Annotated in this window: 15 protein-coding genes and 2 pseudogenes; 2 read left to right on the top strand and 15 right to left on the bottom strand. The window is 54.5% G+C overall.

The window, feature by feature from the left end; all coding sequences use genetic code 11:
- Nucleotides 1-17 precede the first annotated feature (17 nt).
- The 3 genes from IM273_RS15935 to IM273_RS15945 are packed head-to-tail and all read right to left on the bottom strand — an operon-like array spanning nt 18 to nt 4,128.
- Nucleotides 18-1,565: a DHA2 family efflux MFS transporter permease subunit gene (locus IM273_RS15935; RefSeq protein ID WP_072208238.1), complete on the bottom strand. Its 1,548-nt coding sequence runs from the start codon at nt 1,563-1,565 to the stop codon at nt 18-20.
- 20 nt (nt 1,566-1,585) lie between these two features.
- The gene (locus IM273_RS15940; RefSeq protein WP_047063019.1) at nt 1,586-2,746 is read right to left on the bottom strand and encodes an HlyD family efflux transporter periplasmic adaptor subunit; all 1,161 of its coding nucleotides are present in this window, start codon (nt 2,744-2,746) and stop codon (nt 1,586-1,588) included.
- A 14-nt stretch (nt 2,747-2,760) separates the two neighbouring features.
- Nucleotides 2,761-4,128, bottom strand: a complete 1,368-nt coding sequence (locus IM273_RS15945) for an efflux transporter outer membrane subunit (protein WP_047063020.1) — start codon at nt 4,126-4,128, stop codon at nt 2,761-2,763.
- 129 nt (nt 4,129-4,257) lie between these two features.
- On the opposite strand from IM273_RS15945, the gene IM273_RS15950 reads away from it, so the two are divergent.
- Nucleotides 4,258-4,908, top strand: a complete 651-nt coding sequence (locus IM273_RS15950) for a TetR/AcrR family transcriptional regulator (protein WP_052768068.1) — start codon at nt 4,258-4,260, stop codon at nt 4,906-4,908.
- A 371-nt stretch (nt 4,909-5,279) separates the two neighbouring features.
- Here IM273_RS15950 and IM273_RS15955 read toward each other — a convergent pair whose 3' ends face one another.
- The 10 genes and pseudogenes from IM273_RS15955 to IM273_RS16000 form a co-directional block, all read right to left on the bottom strand.
- Nucleotides 5,280-6,209: an NADP-dependent oxidoreductase gene (locus IM273_RS15955; RefSeq protein ID WP_047063021.1), complete on the bottom strand. Its 930-nt coding sequence runs from the start codon at nt 6,207-6,209 to the stop codon at nt 5,280-5,282.
- A gap of 25 nt (nt 6,210-6,234) precedes the next feature.
- Complete coding sequence (locus tag IM273_RS15960) at nt 6,235-7,584, bottom strand: alpha/beta fold hydrolase (protein ID WP_223812791.1); 1,350 nt, start codon at nt 7,582-7,584, stop codon at nt 6,235-6,237.
- Nucleotides 7,529-8,398 (bottom strand): aldo/keto reductase, encoded by an 870-nt coding sequence (locus IM273_RS15965; protein ID WP_047063023.1) that lies wholly within the window; start codon nt 8,396-8,398, stop codon nt 7,529-7,531. Before IM273_RS15965 ends, IM273_RS15960 begins: the two co-directional genes overlap by 56 nt.
- A gap of 54 nt (nt 8,399-8,452) precedes the next feature.
- Nucleotides 8,453-9,697 (bottom strand): S9 family peptidase, encoded by a 1,245-nt coding sequence (locus IM273_RS15970; RefSeq protein ID WP_080346974.1) that lies wholly within the window; start codon nt 9,695-9,697, stop codon nt 8,453-8,455.
- Between the two features lie 52 nt (nt 9,698-9,749).
- Complete coding sequence (locus IM273_RS15975; protein ID WP_047063024.1) at nt 9,750-10,424, bottom strand: TetR/AcrR family transcriptional regulator; 675 nt, start codon at nt 10,422-10,424, stop codon at nt 9,750-9,752.
- Between the two features lie 111 nt (nt 10,425-10,535).
- The gene (locus tag IM273_RS15980; protein WP_223812790.1) at nt 10,536-11,363 is read right to left on the bottom strand and encodes a biotin-dependent carboxyltransferase family protein; all 828 of its coding nucleotides are present in this window, start codon (nt 11,361-11,363) and stop codon (nt 10,536-10,538) included.
- Nucleotides 11,344-12,234 carry an allophanate hydrolase subunit 1 gene (locus IM273_RS15985; RefSeq protein WP_047063026.1) on the bottom strand — a complete coding sequence of 297 codons (891 nt, stop codon included), beginning with the start codon at nt 12,232-12,234 and terminating at the stop codon, nt 11,344-11,346. Before IM273_RS15985 ends, IM273_RS15980 begins: the two co-directional genes overlap by 20 nt.
- Nucleotides 12,224-13,621 (bottom strand): annotated as a pseudogene (locus IM273_RS15990) (acetyl-CoA carboxylase biotin carboxylase subunit). The gene IM273_RS15985 and the pseudogene IM273_RS15990 overlap by 11 nt, the downstream one beginning before the upstream one ends.
- 16 nt (nt 13,622-13,637) lie before the next feature.
- Complete coding sequence (locus tag IM273_RS15995; RefSeq protein ID WP_047063028.1) at nt 13,638-13,889, bottom strand: acetyl-CoA carboxylase; 252 nt, start codon at nt 13,887-13,889, stop codon at nt 13,638-13,640.
- A gap of 29 nt (nt 13,890-13,918) precedes the next feature.
- Complete coding sequence (locus tag IM273_RS16000; RefSeq protein WP_200900453.1) at nt 13,919-14,686, bottom strand: 5-oxoprolinase subunit PxpA; 768 nt, start codon at nt 14,684-14,686, stop codon at nt 13,919-13,921.
- Between the two features lie 146 nt (nt 14,687-14,832).
- Here IM273_RS16000 and IM273_RS16005 point away from each other — a divergent pair, with 146 nt between their 5' ends.
- A complete protein-coding gene (locus IM273_RS16005; RefSeq protein ID WP_047955833.1) occupies nt 14,833-15,750 on the top strand; it encodes a LysR family transcriptional regulator in 918 nt (305 codons plus the stop codon).
- Nucleotides 15,751-15,964: 214 nt separating this feature from the next.
- Here IM273_RS16005 and IM273_RS16010 read toward each other — a convergent pair.
- Both IM273_RS16010 and IM273_RS16015 read right to left on the bottom strand, forming a co-directional pair.
- A pseudogene (locus IM273_RS16010) lies at nt 15,965-16,202 on the bottom strand (Arm DNA-binding domain-containing protein); the annotation flags it as partial.
- Nucleotides 16,203-16,610: 408 nt separating this feature from the next.
- The coding region (locus tag IM273_RS16015) for a CHAT domain-containing protein (protein WP_193055561.1) at nt 16,611-18,221 on the bottom strand (1,611 nt) is incomplete at its 5' end.

Genomic DNA, 18,221 nt, shown 5'->3' on the forward strand with positions numbered 1-18,221 from the left:
GTTTTATGCCCTGTTGTTTAGTGACCGCCGCTCATGTCGATGGGTCCCTTTGGTTTTGGAGAGAACCAGATTAATGCGGCGGCGAAGGCGAAGCAGAAAGCAATCGCAGCGAACATGTTGAGTGTTGCGAGCATGACGCTCTGGCCCTCAACGATGCTGCTCAGCGTAGATGTGGCAACCTCTCTCGACATTCCACTGGCCATCATGCTGTCGAGGGTGGTTTGTCCCTGAGTCATCGCGCTTGCCAGTTCAGTCTGGTTCTCACGTGTCGCGTTGGCCCACCCGGTCTGAACTATTGAAGTCGCAAACGCGCCGGCGAGCGTTCGCATGAAATTTGAGATCCCGGCCGCGTCGGCCTGTTCTGCTGTTGTGACGCTCGCCATACACAGACCGGTTACAGGGATGAAAAACATCATCAGGAATGGGCCCGTCAGCAGCATCGGCCAGGCCATCTGAATGAAGGTAATATCCGGCGTGAATCCCACCCGCCACGCAGATATGCCACCAAGTCCCAGCAATCCGACCGATACAATCAGCCGTGGATCGAGCCTTGCCGCTACCTGACCGATGATGGGGGAACTAATTACTGCGAGAATCCCCATGATCCCGGTGGCATATCCTGCCCACGTGGCGGTGTAGCCCATGTTCTGCTGCAGCCAGAGCGGGATCAGAACAATACTGGCGAAGAACGCACCAAACGCAACCGAGTAGGTAATGGAAGCCGCAACGAAGCCGCGATGGCGAAACACGTGCAGATTAACGATGGGATTCTTTTCGGTCAGTTCCCACATCAGGAAGGCGACAAAGCCGATTACTGCAATCACTGCAAGCACGCGGATTTCTGTTGCAGCGAACCAGTCATGGTTGCGGCCTTCATCAAGCATGATTTGGAGCGCACCGACCCACACAATAAGCAGGCCAAGACCCACTACATCAATCGGAGACCGGGTGACCGTTTCCTGCTGGCCTCGCATCAGGTACAGAAGTCCTAGGCCACCGGCGGCAGCAATTGGCACATTGATGAAGAATATCCACTCCCACCCGACGTTATCGGAGATCGTGCCGCCAAGAATGGGACCGGCGATCGGTGCGACTGTGGTTGTCATCGCCCATATGATTGTCGCGATTGTCGCCTTCTCAGGTGGGAAGATACGCAGCAGAAGGGTCTGCGAAAGGGGAATGATCGTGCCACCGGCCAAACCCAGGAATATGCGCCCGGCGACGAGCATGCCAAGCGTGCCCGACAGGCCACACACTAGCGAGAGCACGCCGAAGGCCAGATAAGAGGTAATGAACACACGATAACCACCGAAGCGGCGCATGAGCCACCCGGTAAGCGGCACAGTGATCGCTTCGGCCACTGCGTAGGAGGTGATAACCCAGCTTGCCTGGCTGGACGAGACCCCTAACCCGCCGGCGATATGGGGGATCGAGACGTTGGCGATAGTGGTATCCAGCACGACCAAAAAATTGCCCAGCCCGATCAGGATAGCGGCGAGGATGAGTTTCCCGCCCCTTAATGACCGGGCGGCTGGATTTTCATGCTGAGAGATGGAATCAACCATTATCGTCTGGTTCCTCACAATCAGTTGGAGACGTCGATATCGGCGGTCATAGACAGACCGACACGAAGAGGATGCTCTGCAAGCTGTTGGGGATCGAGTGCAATCCTTACTGGCAGGCGCTGGACGACCTTGATCCAGTTGCCGGTTGCGTTTTGCGCCGGCACTACAGAAAAGGCCGAGCCGGTACCGCCGGAGAAACCGACGACTTTGCCGTCATACTTAACGCTATTACCGTAGAGGTCTGAGGTGAGCTTAACCGACTGGCCTGGCTTAACCTTCCTGAGTTGACCCTCCTTGAAGTTGGCGTCCACATAGCTGGCGTGGATCGGGACCACGACCATCAGCATTGCGCCAGGCTGCACACGCTGACCAACCTGCACCTGGCGACGGGAGATGATCCCATCAACGGGTGCACGAAGAATGGTGCGTTCGAGGTCGACCTGAGCCTGCTCCCGTGCAGCACGTGCTGCCAGCACCTCGGGATTGGTGTCAGGTGTACTCTTGTCTATAAGTGCCCGGTTGGCGTCACGGCTCCCGATGGCAGTGGCACGATTGGCCGCGGCCTGCGTACGGGCTGCTTCAGCAACTCTCAGACTGGCGAGCGCAGTGCTGTAGGCATTGCGCGCTGTGGTCAACTCTTCGCCTGAGACGGAGCCCGACTCAGCCAGGGCGTTGCGGCGGTCAAGATCGATTTTCGCTCTGGCAAGATCAGCCTGTGCAGAAGAGACCTGCGCCTGGGCGCGCACTTCGTCGGCAGCCCGTGCCGCTATTTGCGCGTCAAGACCGCCATCCGTGGCGATAAGACCGCGCACGCGGCGTTCAGTCAACGCCAGCTCAGCTTCGGCGCGCTTTAGCGCTATCCTGGCATCCGTATCGTCCAGTCGAACGAGAACATCCCCCTGTTTCACGTGCAGCGCATCATCCACCAGGACTTCGCGCACAGGCCCCCCAATCAGAGGGGTCACCTGAGCGATATTAGCCCCGACGTAGGCATTGTCGGTTTCAGCATGGCGGGATGCGACGAAAAGATCATATGCGTAATAGCCACCCCCGAGCGTAGCGACGCTCGCCAGCAGGGCCAGAAATAGCCGCTTTCGCCTGGCGTTTTGCGCTCTGCTATCCGCAGCAGTATTGTTGGCAACGGGAACATCTTGTTCAATGGTATTGGTGGATTCAGACATGGCTCGGATTTCCTTTATGCGCGATAGCCGCCACCGAGCGCACGGATGAGGGCGATCTTGAGGACAAGGGCGCGGCTTTTCAGAGACGCGACCGTGCGGCGGGTGCTGATGAGGGCGTCTTCGGCAGCCAGCACATCAAGATAGGTCGCAAGGCCGCCGCGATAACGATTGCTGGCAACGAACCATGCGGCACTGGCAGAGCGCTCTGCTTCCTGTGCGTGTTCAAGCCGCAGGTCCAGCGCGCGTGTGCTTGTGGCTGCATCAGCCACATCTCGCAGCGCCTGCGTTAATGCGCCGTCATATTGGGCGACGGCCACCCGGTAATCGGCTTCGGCGGCACGGTACTGTCCGCGCAAACGCGCGCCGTCGAAGATCGGCAAGCTGATGGCCGGGCCGACTGTTCCAAAATCGGACCCTGACTCAAACACATTTCCGATGCCGAGAGCCTGCAGGCCAATCAGACCTGTCAGATTGACGTTTGGATAGAAGGCCGCCCTGGCTTCCTTGATCTGGCTCGCAGCAGCTTCTGCCCGGAGCCGTGCGGCAATGATGTCAGGGCGTCGTCCGATTAATTCGGCCGGTAGATTGGCTGGCAGGCCGAAGCTGCCAGTAATGGTCGCGCCCGGACGCGCTATAGTCAGTCCGCGATCAGGGCCAGCCCCAATCAGTGCTGCAATCCGGTGACGAGTGAGGGAGAGGGATTCATTCTGTTCAGCCAGATCGCCCTGAGCTGTGGCGAGTGCTGAACGGGCGCGCTCAACCGCACCTTTATTTTCCAGCCCTTGCTTATTACGACCCTCTATCAGTTCCAGTGTGCGCTTACGCACTTTAATAGCATGTTCGGCGGCATCATGTTCGGCGTAATCTCCGGCCAGATCTCCGTAGGCGCTGGCGATGCCTGCTGACACAGCCAGACGAGTGGCCGCAGCTTCGGCACCTGTTGCTTCGGCTTGTGAACGCGCTGCTGCTAATGCCGCCCGGTTGCGGCCCCAGAAGTCGAGCTCCCAGGTAAGATTGAGGGTTGTCTGACCATAATCACGCCAGCCCTCGGGCAGCCCACTTGCCGGGGAAAGATAGTTGTAGCTTTGCTTGGTCGATCCGACCTCACCATTTGCTGTGATGGCGGGAAGCAACCTGCTCCGGGTCTCCTGAACCAGTGCTTCGGCACGGGCAAAACGTGCTGAAGCCACGCGCAAATCGGTCGCTCCCTTCAACCCCTCGGTGATCAGTGCATTGAGCTGGGCGTCGCCAAATTCTTCCCACCAGCGATCCGAGGGCCAGGCCCTCCCGGGTGCGGAAAAGCTTGTAGCACTCGCGAAGCTTTCTGGTCCTGCAGGCACCACGTCATTTTTTTGTGGCAGGGGAGCACAGCTGCTTAGCATGAGCACAACCACAAAGGCGGTGACACCTCCCGACGCCGTGGTCCGCCATTGGAAATTTGATGACCCCATAACATGCCCTACATAACCATACTGTACGGTCATTTTAGATATATGTTCTTGCAGGTGTCAATGCAAAATCGTACAGTGCTGTATGAAAAAGTGAGGTTTCGAATGAGAGTAAAGACAGACGATCGGCGTAAGGCGATCCTTGATGTGGCAATCGAGGTATTTCGCGATGTCGGTTATGCGCGCGCCAGCATGGCGATGATCTCAGCGCGGATCGGAGGATCGAAAGGCACCCTGTATGGCTACTTCAAATCCAAGGAAGCGTTATTCGCTGCTGCCATGATGGCAGTGATGGAAGAACAAGCAGATGAGATTATGGGACTGCTTGATCTGTCCGAGCCGGATGTTTCACTGGCACTTCGGCGTTTTGGTGAGGCCCTGCTTGCTTTGCTGACTTCTGCAGATACGCTTGCCATCATGCGAGCTGCCATTGCCGAGGGCGCAAGTTCTACGCTGGGAGCCACGCTCTACGAGATGGGGGCCGGGCGGGCGTGGGAACATATGACAAACTATATTGCCCGTCAGCAGGAGAATGGTGTGATTCGTCCGGTAGACGCCCGCGTTGCCGCGGCGCATCTAAAGGGTTTGCTCGAAATCGGATTTATTGAACCGTTGTTATTTGGTGCTCAACCCTGGTTTACGCCAAAGGAAGCTGTAGCAACAGCGGTCGATGCGTTCCTTCGGGCTTATGTCAGCAACGGCGGGGGACAGTAACTATTGTTCTCGGTCTGACCTTCTCATCGCAAAGTCCAAATCCAGAGCGATGGAGCACAGGTCACCACCGGCAACATGCTGCCCGGCTCCTTCGTCACGGCAAAGCAGGAGGCACTGATACCTGTGTCGCTGTAAAACCCGTATTCTCGTGCACCACTGGCGATCCGTGTACCTTGCCGCCCGGGCTAGGCTGGAGTCGTTTCGTTGCTTCAGTCCATGCGATATTGCTGTGGCATAGCTATACATGAACAATCTTGTTTAACCAGAGTCGCCATGTCCCGTCATGATCGCCACTGAGTTTCAGTTGATATCATGTTCGGCAATGGCCGTTTTCTGCCATTGCCGGGTTCCTGAGACAGGTCCGTCGCTGATTACATGATCAGCACAATCCGCCCGGCAGGCCGCCGGCCGAGTTCTGCGTTCCTGATGACAGTCAGCGCGTCGGTGAACGGCGCTTCCAGTCCAATGGATACATGGATTTTGCCTTCACAGGCCAGTCGGGCTATCTCCCGCAGGTTCCTGAATCCCCCTGTTGCGAACACCATCCGGTAGCGCCCTGAAATAAAGCCGCGCAGCATTCTGCCAGGTGTCGGATTAATGTCGATGAAGCGTCCCCCGGACTTCAGCATCGCCAGACCCTCGGCGACGTCGAGCGTGCCGAGCGTGTCGAACACCGCGTCGTACGGGCCATAAGCGGCGAAGGACGTTTTGTCCGGGTAGGTAAAGGCCGGGCGGACACCGGCCAGCTCCACGCTTGCCAGCGAGGCTTCGCCGCAGGCGCCGGAAACCTGTGCTCCACAGGCCTGAGCCAGTTGCACAGCACTGCTGCCGACCGCGCCGCTGCAGCCGTGAATGAATATCCGCGACTCGCTGCCAGCACGCGCTGCGCCCACAATGGCCGCCCAGGCGGTGGCGAATGGAATGGGTAAGCACGCAGCTTCACTGAATGACAGCGCGGCGGGCTTGGGGGCAACCAGCCTCGCGTCAGCATCGACGACCTCGGCAAACGCACCCTGCCTTTTGATTTCTACCGTGCCGAACACCTCATCGCCAACCCGGACGTCTGTCACGGCGGTGCCAACCTCGTCGACAATGCCTGCAAAGTCAGAGCCCATGCCCTGGGGAAACCGGTTGCCAGTAACGAACTTCATGACGCCACGGCGAATCTTCCAGTCGAGCGGGTTGATTGCTGCGGCCTTTACGCGCACGCGGACTCGCCGGGGTTCAAGGGCTGGCAGCGAATATTCTGCAAGCGACATTTCTTCGGGGCCGCCGTAGCGGCTGAACTGGACTCTCTTCATGGATGCCTCGTAATGACAATGGGATTTAGAACGTCACCGCGTCGCGCGGCGGAGTATTGATGTCGATGTCTTTGACGCTGGCAGCCGCCGGCCTTTCGGCAGAGGCATCAGCTGTCTGCGACCTGCCCAGAACGGTCGCCATAACCGAGTTCTGCCAGTTGAAATAGGGATTGAAAGTCAGCCGCGCGTGGACTTTTCCCTGCTCACGGTGGCCCCAGTCCGAATACCAGACCGGTACGCCTTGCTCGCAGGCCTGCGTGTCTTTTGCACTAAAGCCATTCAGGCAGATACGAATAATTCCGCCTTCGCCATACACGGGGTTGGCCGGGGCAAATGTCAGGCTCATGTGCGAAAACTGACTGATGCGCCATGCGGGGAGCCTGTCGGGACGAACTAGAACGCGTTGCATATCCACCAGACTGTCCGGTGCCTTGCCGTACCAGATCAGGCGGCTGTCCGGGTGTGTGAAGCGCCGCTGGAAAACGTCGAGCAGATAACCAGTATCCAGCACCGAGTCATGCCCGGCGACCGCCATGAATACCGGCCTGTCATAGGCCCGCTCTCGCAATAGCCGGCGCGCGTTGGCGCTGGTCCGGTAGAATTGTGCGAAACCGTTGGCCGGTACATTGAAGTATTTGACGGCATTCTGCATCGGAACGTTGCCGTCCGGTGTGATGAGCCAGGGCCTGATACGGGCTGCCAGTGGCGCAAGCCAGTCGAATGGCATGCTCTTGAACCCTGGCGAAAACAGCACCAGCCCTGCGATTTCTGGATGGGAGTAAGCGTAGTCGAGAGCCAGATTGGCGCCCGTGGAGAAGCCCCCCAGGTAGACTGGTCCTTCGACATCCTTCTGCAGTGCGTTGGCCTGTTCCCACACGACCTGCTGCCATTGCTCTGCTGTGGTTTGCAACAGATCCTCGGGGCGGGTTCCGTGTCCGGGGAGAAGCACCGTTCGCACGAGAAACCCTTGCATTGCCAGCGGCTGGCCAAGGTCCCGGAATGACCACGGCGAGTCGCCCAGGCCATGCACGAGCAGGATCCCTTTGCGGGGATAACTTCCTTTCTCCGACGACGCGGGTCGCCACTCCTGAGGTGTATTCCACGTCAGTTCGGCATCGTGGTCGGCAAGCTGAAAATGGCGACCAGCCTGTATATGTTGGATTGTTTCGCGTCGATAGTCCTCGAAGCTCACTGCTGCAGCGGGCGGGGCGCTCAGTTTTACGCTGGCGCAGCCGGTCAATATGCCCGCTGTAACAAGGGTCGCTGCGATCAGTATAAAACGGTGCCTCGGGTGGCCCGGTATCGTGCGGCAAACCGCTTCACGCGAGTTCGGCATGATCTTCTTCAGTGAGCCGGATGCCGCCAGCGGCGACATTCTCTTCAAGATGCCTGACCGACCCTGTGCCAGGGATTGCCAGCATGGCCGGTGAGGACGCCAGTAACCAGGCCAGCGCGGCCTGAACAGGCGTGGCACCGTGCCGCTTTGCCACTCGGGTAAGCCGCCCGTCGTCGATCTCGCCCACACCTCCGCCAAGCGGGAAAAACGGGCAGAAGGCGATGCCGGATTCTTCGCAGGTCTGCAACAGGCTCCGATCCTCGCGCCGGGCGAAGTGAAAGTTGTTCTGCACGGCCACGACCGGAGCGATGGCGCGGGCCTCATTGAAATGCCCGATATCGACATTGCTGATGCCGAGGTGGCGAATCAGGCCTTCTTCGCGAAGTGCGGCCAACGCCCCGAAGCGCTCTGCAAGCGACTCGCCGTGCGGTACCGTCATCTCACCGATGCGCAGGTACACCAGGTCGAGGCGGTTCACGCCGAGGCTTGCCAGGTTCTCCTCGACAAGCTTACGCATGTCTCCGCCCGTGGCGGGCCGGTGGCTGCCATCCGGGTTGAATACAACACCGACCTTGGTTGCAATCACCAAATTTGAAGGATAGGGATGCAGCGCTTCACGAATGAGCGCATTGGCTCGTACTACACCATCGGAGCTTTGGTAGAAATCGGCCGTGTCGATCAGGTTGACGCCAAGTTCAACCACGCGGCGCAGCACCGCGCGGCCGGTCTCCGGATCGCGAGCCGGGCCGCGGAAACCATTGCAAGGCAGGCGCATGGCGCCAAAGCCGAGCCGGTTGATCGACAGATCCCCGCCGAGACGGAATTCAGGGGAGGGGGTAGCGGATGAGTCCATGTCATGCTCCTGGGAAAATTTGAGAAGACCACAAGGTTCAGCGAGACGCGCGATTTACCCGCGCCCAAGCCGGTCTGCAATCCGGTCGAAGATGAATTCGGTGGCCGTGGCATAGCCTCCTATCTGGCAGTGCGACTGCGCCGTCGAAGACTCATCGAACAACAGATACTCCTTGGGGCAATTCAAGGCGTCGAAGAACGGCCTGGCACCGTGGAAGACCTCGCCGGTTCCATCCAGCACCAGCGTTTCACAGGTCACCTGGTCCAGGATGGCTGAGTTGTCATAGGGCTGGAGGGCCTGCACTACATCTTTGATCGAGTTGGGCACGCCATGCTTCCAGGCGTAATCACTCACCAGATTCCGTAACTGATCAGGAAGCTCGGCCAGCGGCCGGTCGGCGAAACGCTCCAGCTGCGCGATGATTTGACGTCCCCAACTGATGTTGCCCGGATCAGTGATGCAGAGCTTGATACGTTTGTCGAACGCAGCCACGCGAGGCACCAGATAGCCACCGAAGCTCAGGCCCATCAGCGCGATATTGGAGGCGTCTATCTCCGTAAACTTCTCCAGCGCGAAGTCAATCAGCGGGCTGACAACCTTCTCCCAGTCGGGGCGGAAGGTCAGGTTGTTCAGACGCAGCGCGAACCCCTGGCCAGGGCCATCGTAGGTCAGGCAGTGAATGCCCCGCTGAAGCGCACCTTCGCAAACCCACCGGGTGTCCTCGGCCCAGGTATCCCGGCCCGGTGTGACGATGAGTAGCGGGGCTTTCTCGTCAGCATGAGGTGATCTGTAGAAATAGCCGGGAAGGAAGCTGCCTTCGTAGGGGATTTCGATGCGTTCGGCGGGATAGCCGGACAGAGAGATGTGTCGCTCGTAGCACGATGCGCTGGCGACTGCGTACTCCTTCATACGCTTGTCCCCGAAGTCGCTGAAATAAAGCAACGCGCAGCGCCAGTACGTCGAAGCGCGAAGGTAGGCACTGGCCGCGGTGACAGACCTGTTATTTCTGTCCGCATCTTCGGCCCTGTCTTGCAGCCGGGTCGCCAGCGCGGCCCAGGCACTGACCCAGGTCTCTTCGTCGCTGCCCCTGAGCTGGTGCACCACGTCCATGACCTCGCCGAAGTCGGTCATGCCATAGGGCATCAGGCCCAGGATGTGCTTGATCAGCGCATCGAGCAGCACGTTGTCGTTAAAGAAACTCGGTTGTGCCCAGTGTTTTTTTTCCGGGCTGGCAACTTTTACATTGGCCGCATTCGTATTAGCCTGCTCTTTTCCGGACTGACTACTTTGAGTATTCATACATTTCTACCTCCATTCTCCTTGCTGGTTGCTACGTGGTTAAAAAAATGTTTCATTTCTTACTGTCTTCGTCCGTTTGCCCACCCGCTGCGCCATGAAGAAAAATTTGTACAGCATGACCAACGATTTCCTCGATTTCAGCATCAGTCAATGTTGGTGATCGAAGTCCAGACGCAGCCTGAAGCTTGGTGTTAGCGGCCACCAGACTGACAAAATGTTCCGCCAGCGCTTTGGCGGGGACGTCGCGGCCTAATCCTTTTCCCGGCTGCTGTTGAGCGGCAATCCAGACTGAAAGAATTTGGATGGCTTTACCGTAGCTGACGTCCCACATAGCTCTGGCAACGTCCGGAAAGCGCCGGCCTTCATTGACCAGAAGTCGATGCAACGCAAGGGTGCGTGAAGACAGGGCAGATCTCAGTAGTTGCCGGCCAAGAACTGGCAGCACCTCGCCTGGCTCTCCGTCCGCGATGTTCAGTTGCTCCAGCGGCCTGGCAACCTCGGTACAGAGGTCGATCATTGCATGCCTGAAAAGACCTTCTTTTCCTCCAAAGTGGCTGTAAATGGTGCTTCGTGATCCACCAACACGCGCAATCAAGTCATCAACAGCGACTGCATCAAAGCCCCGTTCAAGGAACAACTCGGCGGCGGCCTCAGTCAGGTCACGGACACGTTGGGCTCCTCTGGCAGTTCTGTGCTTAGGAGCGGAGGTTCTTTCGTCAGCTACCATTTTATTCTTCCGGTCTGGATAGATATTTGTACTGTACTATACAGTACAAATAGCAGCAGTTCAAATGGCAAAGCGCAAGATTTTGGAAGGAGTAAGAGCGCAATCAGACTGTCAGGCAGTGAATGCAATGCCCACCGCATCGCGCAGCAGGACAATTGGCTCAAGCCCACCCGGTGCCTGAACGGAACCAATGGGGTAGCAGGCATCGACAATATTGGAGGGATCAGAGCCTGCGCCAAACGGTGGCGTCCGTGGGTTAAACGCCAGCGGCTGCCCGCCTTTCAGACGGTAGCCCGTGCGGTCGGCTTCGGTACTGACATACCAGTCGTCGGCAAAGAAGGTATCGACCGCGGCATCCGTCAGTCGGTGGATATAGAGGCCCGGTACCAGTCGCAGAGTGACGGATTTCTCCAGCACCGGCAGTAATGCCTCAGGAACAGTGTTCCCCTCGCGGCGGAAGCGATCTGCGTTTACTGGATGCACGTTCAACACATCATCCGCTGCCAGTCGCCGCCCCTGAAAGCCCCCCAGCGCCCCCAGCGTATAGGTCGAGCCGCTTCCCAGGACGCGCGGCACATCAAGGCCGCCAGCAATCGCCAGATAGCCACGGCATCCCTGGCGGGCCGGGGCAAAGCGCAGATGTTGCCCGGCGTGGATATACAGCGCGCTGTGCGCAGCAGCAGGTTGATTGTCAACGATCGGCGTCATCGCCGCGCCGCACACCGCGATCAGCGCATCGGTGGAAAAATGTAACTCCGGGCCGAGCAGCGTCATCTCCAGCACCGCATCATCGGCTGCGTTACCCACCAGCAGGTTCGCCATCTGCATTGAATACGGATCCAATGCGCCGGAGGGGGGAATGCCCAGGTGGTAATAGCCTTCACGCCCTGCATCCTGTACCGTGGTGGCAAGGCCAGGCTTAATCACATTGATGGTCATACAACCCCCTTTTCAATAACTGAGGATAGCCCTGCGGATCGGCGACAAAGTCTGCAAGCACAAATGTCACATCGCGAATGCGCGGGGAAAATATGCCTTTTTTCACCTGTTCGCTGATGTCGTCATAAGTCTGATGATCGATGGCGCGGAACTGCACAATGTCGCCCGCTTTGAAGAACACCATTTCGCTTTGCAGATACGGCAGACGTTGCGCCGGATCATAGATCGGCATTGGCGTGATACCAAACAGCTGATAACCGCCAGCGCCACGCACCGAGTAGATACAGCCGAAGCAGCCGCCATGACCGAGGGATAACCCGGGCGTATCGGTACGCGGGCGCAGGTATTTCGGTACCTGGAGCTGTTTGTCATGCCCGACCATCTGGTACATAAACGGCAATCCGGCGACAAAACCCACCATCGACACGAACCACGGCGTACCGCTGTGCGCGGCAATAAAGTCGTCTTTATCCGCATAACCGTTGATGTGTGCGGCATAGTCGAGGTCGCTGCCTTCCGGTGCCTGATGGCGATCGCGAAAACGCATTAACGTCTCGTGTGTCCACGGATCGTTGTACAGCACCGGCACCTCAATAATGCGTGTCGCCAGCGTTGCGTCGGCTTCGCTATCGGCTTCCAGCGCCTGCAACTTGTCGAGCAGCGTTTGCGGTGCCAGCACGTCCGGGTTAAAGCGTACCTGGAAAGAGGCGTTCGCCAGGCAAATATCCAGCACACCGGGGAGCTGGCATGCCTCCAGTGCCCGTGTCAGTGTCAGGCCGTGGAAAAAAGCATTTAACGACATTGACTGGTCAATTTCGGCAAAAAGATGCTCATCTCCGCCAAACGAGTAGCGAATCGGATTATTGGCCATAGCGCCTCTCCTGTAGCGGCGGCGTGGCTGCACTGTCGCGCTCCGCCAGCCACTGCTCAAGGGTGGTGGTGGTAAATTCTCCCGCCTGCAATTGCGGGTGTTGCAGCAGCCATTGATGCAGCGGGGCGGTGGTTTTGATGCCACGTAGTTCAAGCCCGCCGAGTGCCTGGCGGGCGCGGGCCAGCGCGTCGGCGCGATCGGGGCCCCAGGCAATTACCTTCGCCAGCAAGGAGTCATACCACGGGGGAACGCTGTAACCGCTGAAGACATGGCTGTCGACACGGATCCCTTCGCCACCCGGCCACACCACTGCGTCTATCCGGCCAGGGCAAGGGAAGAAGTTCTTGTCGGGGTCTTCGGCGTTAATGCGCATTTCGCAAGCGCTGCCGCTCAGGTGCACATCCGACTGCGCCAACGTTAGCGGTTCACCGTTGGCAATGCGTAACATCTACTGCACCAGATCGATGCCCGTTACCATCTCGGTTACCGGGTGTTCCACCTGGATACGGGTATTCATTTCAATGAACCAGAACTCGCCGCGCGTTTCATCAAACAGGTATTCCAGCGTGCCTGCCCCGCGGTAGCGTAGGTGCCGCGCCAGTTGCACTGCGCTGTCGCAGAGCGCGGTCCGCTGGGCAGGACTCAGGGCAGGCGAGGGCGCTTCCTCAAAGATTTTCTGCCGACGGCGCTGTAACGAGCACTCGCGGTCGAACAGGTGGATCACCCGCTCGCCATCGCCGAGGATCTGCACTTCAACATGACGGGCGCGGGCGATAAAACGCTCGAGATAGACTGCGCTTGAGCCAAAAGCGGCTTTCGATTCGCTCTGGGCAACGGGGAATTCCCGCGCCAGTGCCTCATCATTTTCTACCACGCGGATACCACGACCACCGCCACCGGCTGCGGCTTTAATCAGGCAGGGATAACCGATCTGGCTGGCGCGAACTTGCGCTGCCTGTACCGTTTCCAGCACCCGGGAGCCGGGAACGACCGGCACACCGGCTTCTGCTGCTGTGCGGCGGGCTGCGGCTTTATCGCCCATCACGCGAATGGTTTGCGCGTCGGGGCCGACGAAAATATACCCGGCCTGTTCAACCCGCTCGGCGAACTGGGCATTTTCCGACAGAAAACCGTAGCCAGGGTGGATCGCATTTGCACCGGTTTGCGCGGCGGCATCCAGTAAGGCATTAATGTTGAGATAACTGCGCGCGGCAGGTGCCGGGCCGATAATGCACACCTCATCGGCCAGTTTTGCCGCAAGGCTTTCGCTGTCCGCCTCGCTGCATGCCGCCACCGTTGGGATCCCCAGTGTTTGCGCAGCACGAATAATACGCACCGCTATTTCCCCACGGTTAGCGACCAATAATTTTTTTATTTTCCCCGTCATAAATCCTCCGCAGTGATTATTCGTTATCGGTTTTTATTATGGCGATCACCTGTCCGGGTTCGACGGCATCACCATTTTGTATGGTGATGGCGCTTATTATGCCGCGAGTCTCGGCGAATATTTCACTGAACTGCTTCATCACTTCAATTAAACCAATAATGGTATCGGGTTCGACTTTATCGCCATCCTTAACAAAAGGTGCAGCCTCCGGTGAGGGTTGCCGGTAAAAAATACCTGGCAATGGCGAAAAAATTTCAATATCAGACATCGTATTTCTCTCCAGATAAGCGGGAATGATTAAACCATACCCGGTGAGCAGACGTTTATACCTGCATTAATGAGCGCCATTTTTACCGAGCTGATAATTTCCAGTGCGCCGGGCGTATCACTGTGGATACAAATAGAATCGAAACGAATCGGGATGGTATTGCCGGTAACGGTTTTGACTTTCCCCTCCAGACAGGCCATTAACACTTTCTCGGTGATCGCCTGCACATTAAGACGTCCGGTACTGCGGGTGAAGACAATAAGCCCTTGATCGTCATACTCTCTGTCGGCGTAAAACTCGGTGACTACCGGATGCTCCAGCCGCTGCGCTGCCTGCCAGACGGCGGAGCCCGCCATGCAGTAAAGATAGAGGCCGGCGTCGAGTTGATGCAGGGCGGCAACAAAACATTGCGCTGCCGTTTCATCCCGCGCCAGGTGCATATATAACGCGCCGTGCGGTTTAATATGCTGTAATGGCAAGGAGTATAAACGTGCGAATTCCCGCAATGCACCCAGTTGGTAAATAATGTCGTTAACCAGTTCGTCCATCGGAATAGATAAATGGCGGCGACCAAATCCTTGTAAATCATTAAATCCCGGATGTGCGCCAATGGCTACGCCATTTTTTCTGGCCGACTCGACAGTTTTTCGCATAATACTGGGATCACCAGCGTGAAACCCGGTGGCAATATTGTCGGAGCTGATTATCGTCATAAGTTCATTATCAACATCATCGCCAATTATCCATGAGCCAAAACTTTCTCCTATATCGGAGTTGATATCGACCGTTTTCATCATAATAATTTCTTATTTCCGTTGGGGACGTCAATTCACTATATGAAGATTTATTTGTATCCGAAAAGTATTATTTTTAGATAGTCTGATATCAGAAAAACAGAACGCTCATGGGCAAACATTTTGCTTAAATAAAAAGAGGGGCAGAGATGCTGACATTACGCCAGGTTCGTTATTTTGTTGCCACCGCCGAAATGGGGCAGATCTCGCTGGCGGCCTTGCATCTCAATATTTCTCAGTCGGCGGTCACCGGGGCGATTCAGGAGCTGGAGCAGCTATTGGGCAAGAAGCTGTTTACCCGCTCGGTGCACGGCATGATGCTGACCGACTACGGGAACCATTTTCTTAACCATGCCTATACCGTGTTACAGACCGTGGATAATGCCGTGCGTAGTATGCCGGTTAATGACACGGGTGTGCGAGGCACGCTGCGCCTGGCGGCAAGTTACACGGTGATTGGCTATTTTCTGCCGTTCCATCTGCAACGGCTGGCGCAGGATTACCCGCACATTGATATCCAGTTGTTTGAGTATGAGCGGCAGGATATTGAACAAGGATTGGTTGACCAGAAGCTGGATATGGCACTGGTGCTGACTGGCAATTTACGCCATCAGTCGATTTATGCCGAAACCCTGTTTAATTCTACGCGCCGCTTGTGGCTGCCATCGCGGCATCCGTTATGTGAAAAATCGCACGTGACGCTGGAGGATGTGGCCGGGGAACCTTTCATTATGCTCACGGTGGATGAAGCCGCAGACAGTGCCATGCGCTACTGGGAAGAGGCCGGAGCCAGCCCGAGCGTCATCCTGCGCACCAGTTCGGTCGAGGCGGTGCGCAGCATGGTGGCTAATGGTTCGGGGATTGCTATCTTATCGGACCTGGTTTATCGCCCGTGGTCGCTGGAAGGGCGGCGCATTGAGACCCGTTCGCTGGTGAACCATGTGCACCCGATGAGCGTCGGCCTGGCATGGCGCCATGACGCCCACTTAACCCCGGCGATGGCGGCGCTGCGCGAGTATTTCCGCAGCGCATTCGTGACGCAGCAAATCAATATGGTGCGACGTTAACACCTCTCTGCGCCCGACGTGAGTAAACCTTTCCCTATTAATAACCAAAAGTTTTGGCATTTGAGAAATGGACAAGACTGGAGCGCCCCGAGCCGTAGACAAATCTGCCCTGTAGTTTGAGCACTGAAGAAATCTATGGGTACACCGCGTTTTACTCCCGAATTAAGAAGAGGCTGTCCGCCAGATAATCGAACGTAGTTATTCCGTGGCCGAAAATGCGTTGTTGAGCGGGATTAATGTTCCGAGCCAGTAACTTACGGATCCCCTCGCGTTGCTGTCGGGCACCAGCCAGCGACATAACAGGGTAAGCACTTAAGCCAGGACGGGATGCTTTACCGTTGATACGGTATTTGGGATACCAAAGACGTGAACCGTCTGGATGGACACGCAGCTACAGACCAATCAGAGGCTTTACAAGAAGGTTTGAGGCTGCGGGTTTTCGTGTCGTTAAGGGGGGCATTTGGCGATCACTCCACAATCGAACTGAAATGACCCAGATTTGACGACCACTTTTTCCCGATGCGGGGGGTAAACTGAATACGAATCGGGAAGGCTTTTCACGCTAACTTATTGAATCAAAATCGTACAGGGATTCGCAAAGCGACATGAAAACAAGAATTTGACTCTCTGACTGGGATCGCCTTTGCCAGTAACTGGCTAATAATTAAGCTAATCCTGAATTTCCTTTTTGTCAAGACCACCAGAATGACCACCAATCGAAGCTGGTGATCATTTTTGTACATTTGGTTATCGCTATTTAATTTATGAAACTTGGGTTGTTGTACGGCCTGAACCTACCTCGTTTGGATTCTAAGATCTGCAGGTGATTTTTATCTGCAGATCCTATATCAGTAAGTTTTTTATTCTATGCTTAGATCCTCTGCATAAATTAAAACTTTTTCAGGAGAGCCTATTTGCACATAGTTCAGGCATTCAGCAAACAAGAAGTGATTATTAAGTTCATCACTAATTTGATTTTTAGATAGGTCTGTTAAATTTTCAAAGAAATAATAAACTCCATCTAAAAAATCGTGAGGGTGATTTTCTAATGCGATATTTATATAATTCCGTAACTCTATTAATATGGACTTATCATTAATTTTATATTTTCTGAAAATGTACATTAAAAAATAATCGAAATAAACTCGGCGGTTAAGTCCCGTAATGAACTCTGACCATCTTAAACTTGTTTTAGTGAATAAAATTCTTTCAGGTAGATAGTATCTTAGGCGTTTATATAATCGGCCTATATAGATAGCCGCATCTCTACTTAATATGGGGTATGTACTAGCCAGTACCGTTTTTGCTCCTGCACATAGAAAAGCATTTGCTGCATTAAAATGATTTCTATCGGCTGGGCTTGTATCACAAGCACTTAATACGACTATTGGTGGGATATTAGCTAAACCCATTAACTCATAAGGATACAAAATTTCACCTGATAGCTCAAGGAATCCATGCCCATCATAATCATGGCCACCGTGCATATCAAATATTACAAGAGCGAATTTAAATGAATTCAAAGAATCCACTAGCTCATTTTTATTTGTGACATCTTTAAATATTACTTCCATTTCAAAGTTCGGGATGTAAGACCCTTTTTTAGAAACTTTTTCATTTACTACTGAATTAATACTAGGGTCGTTGCATTCTTTTATTACCCGATGCAATTCATTTTTTATATCATTACTTATACGTTCCCCAGCTTTAAAGGAACTGATGACTAATATTTTTTTAAAACTATCTAGGCTTATTGAAACTTCGTTATTATTGAGAAGAATGTTTTGTTTTATAAATCCCGGGGTGTTGAATATACGACTTGTGTTATGCCTTATCATAAACGGTAGGCCATTTACATTAGTCCATTCCAAAGGGAAGTTTGATATTATTTTTATTTGCTTATTTGATGTTTTAGAAAAATAATCAAACATAGTGTCAGATTTATCAATTACTTTAGATGAGAAAATCTTCATCATTTTTTGTATTTTTGATATATTACTATTTCTAATGTTTTTACCTATGTCTGAAACCAGGCTAAAAAGATCATTATTACATATTCTTATTTTTATTTCAGGAGTTAAAGTCGATGAAGCATAAATGGATGATATTAGACTGTTGAAATATAACTCATTCCGATATTCAGCAATATGATTGTTATAATATGAACTATCAATGTCTGTTGATGTTTTAGCATATGAGATTGAGTCGGAAATCAGCTCGTAATCTATGGTTTGGTTTCTCATTAATGCATGCTTTGAGTATTTCTTTGCATTTATAGAATACTCTAGATCAATGGTAAAGTCAGTGATTAAATAGTCTACACTTGGTATCGATAATTCTATGTGCATGTTGCTTGTTATTTTATTCTTAATTTTATTTATAAGATTGATTGATGTTTCAATATTTTCATTTTTGTCTTTATTACAAATGACTTTAGGGTTAAAAAAGAGATTGATTGATTCTAATGTTTT

Origin of the sequence: Enterobacter cloacae complex sp. P13B, from assembly GCF_014895915.1 — a bacterium.
GTDB classification, from domain to species: domain Bacteria; phylum Pseudomonadota; class Gammaproteobacteria; order Enterobacterales; family Enterobacteriaceae; genus Enterobacter; species Enterobacter bugandensis.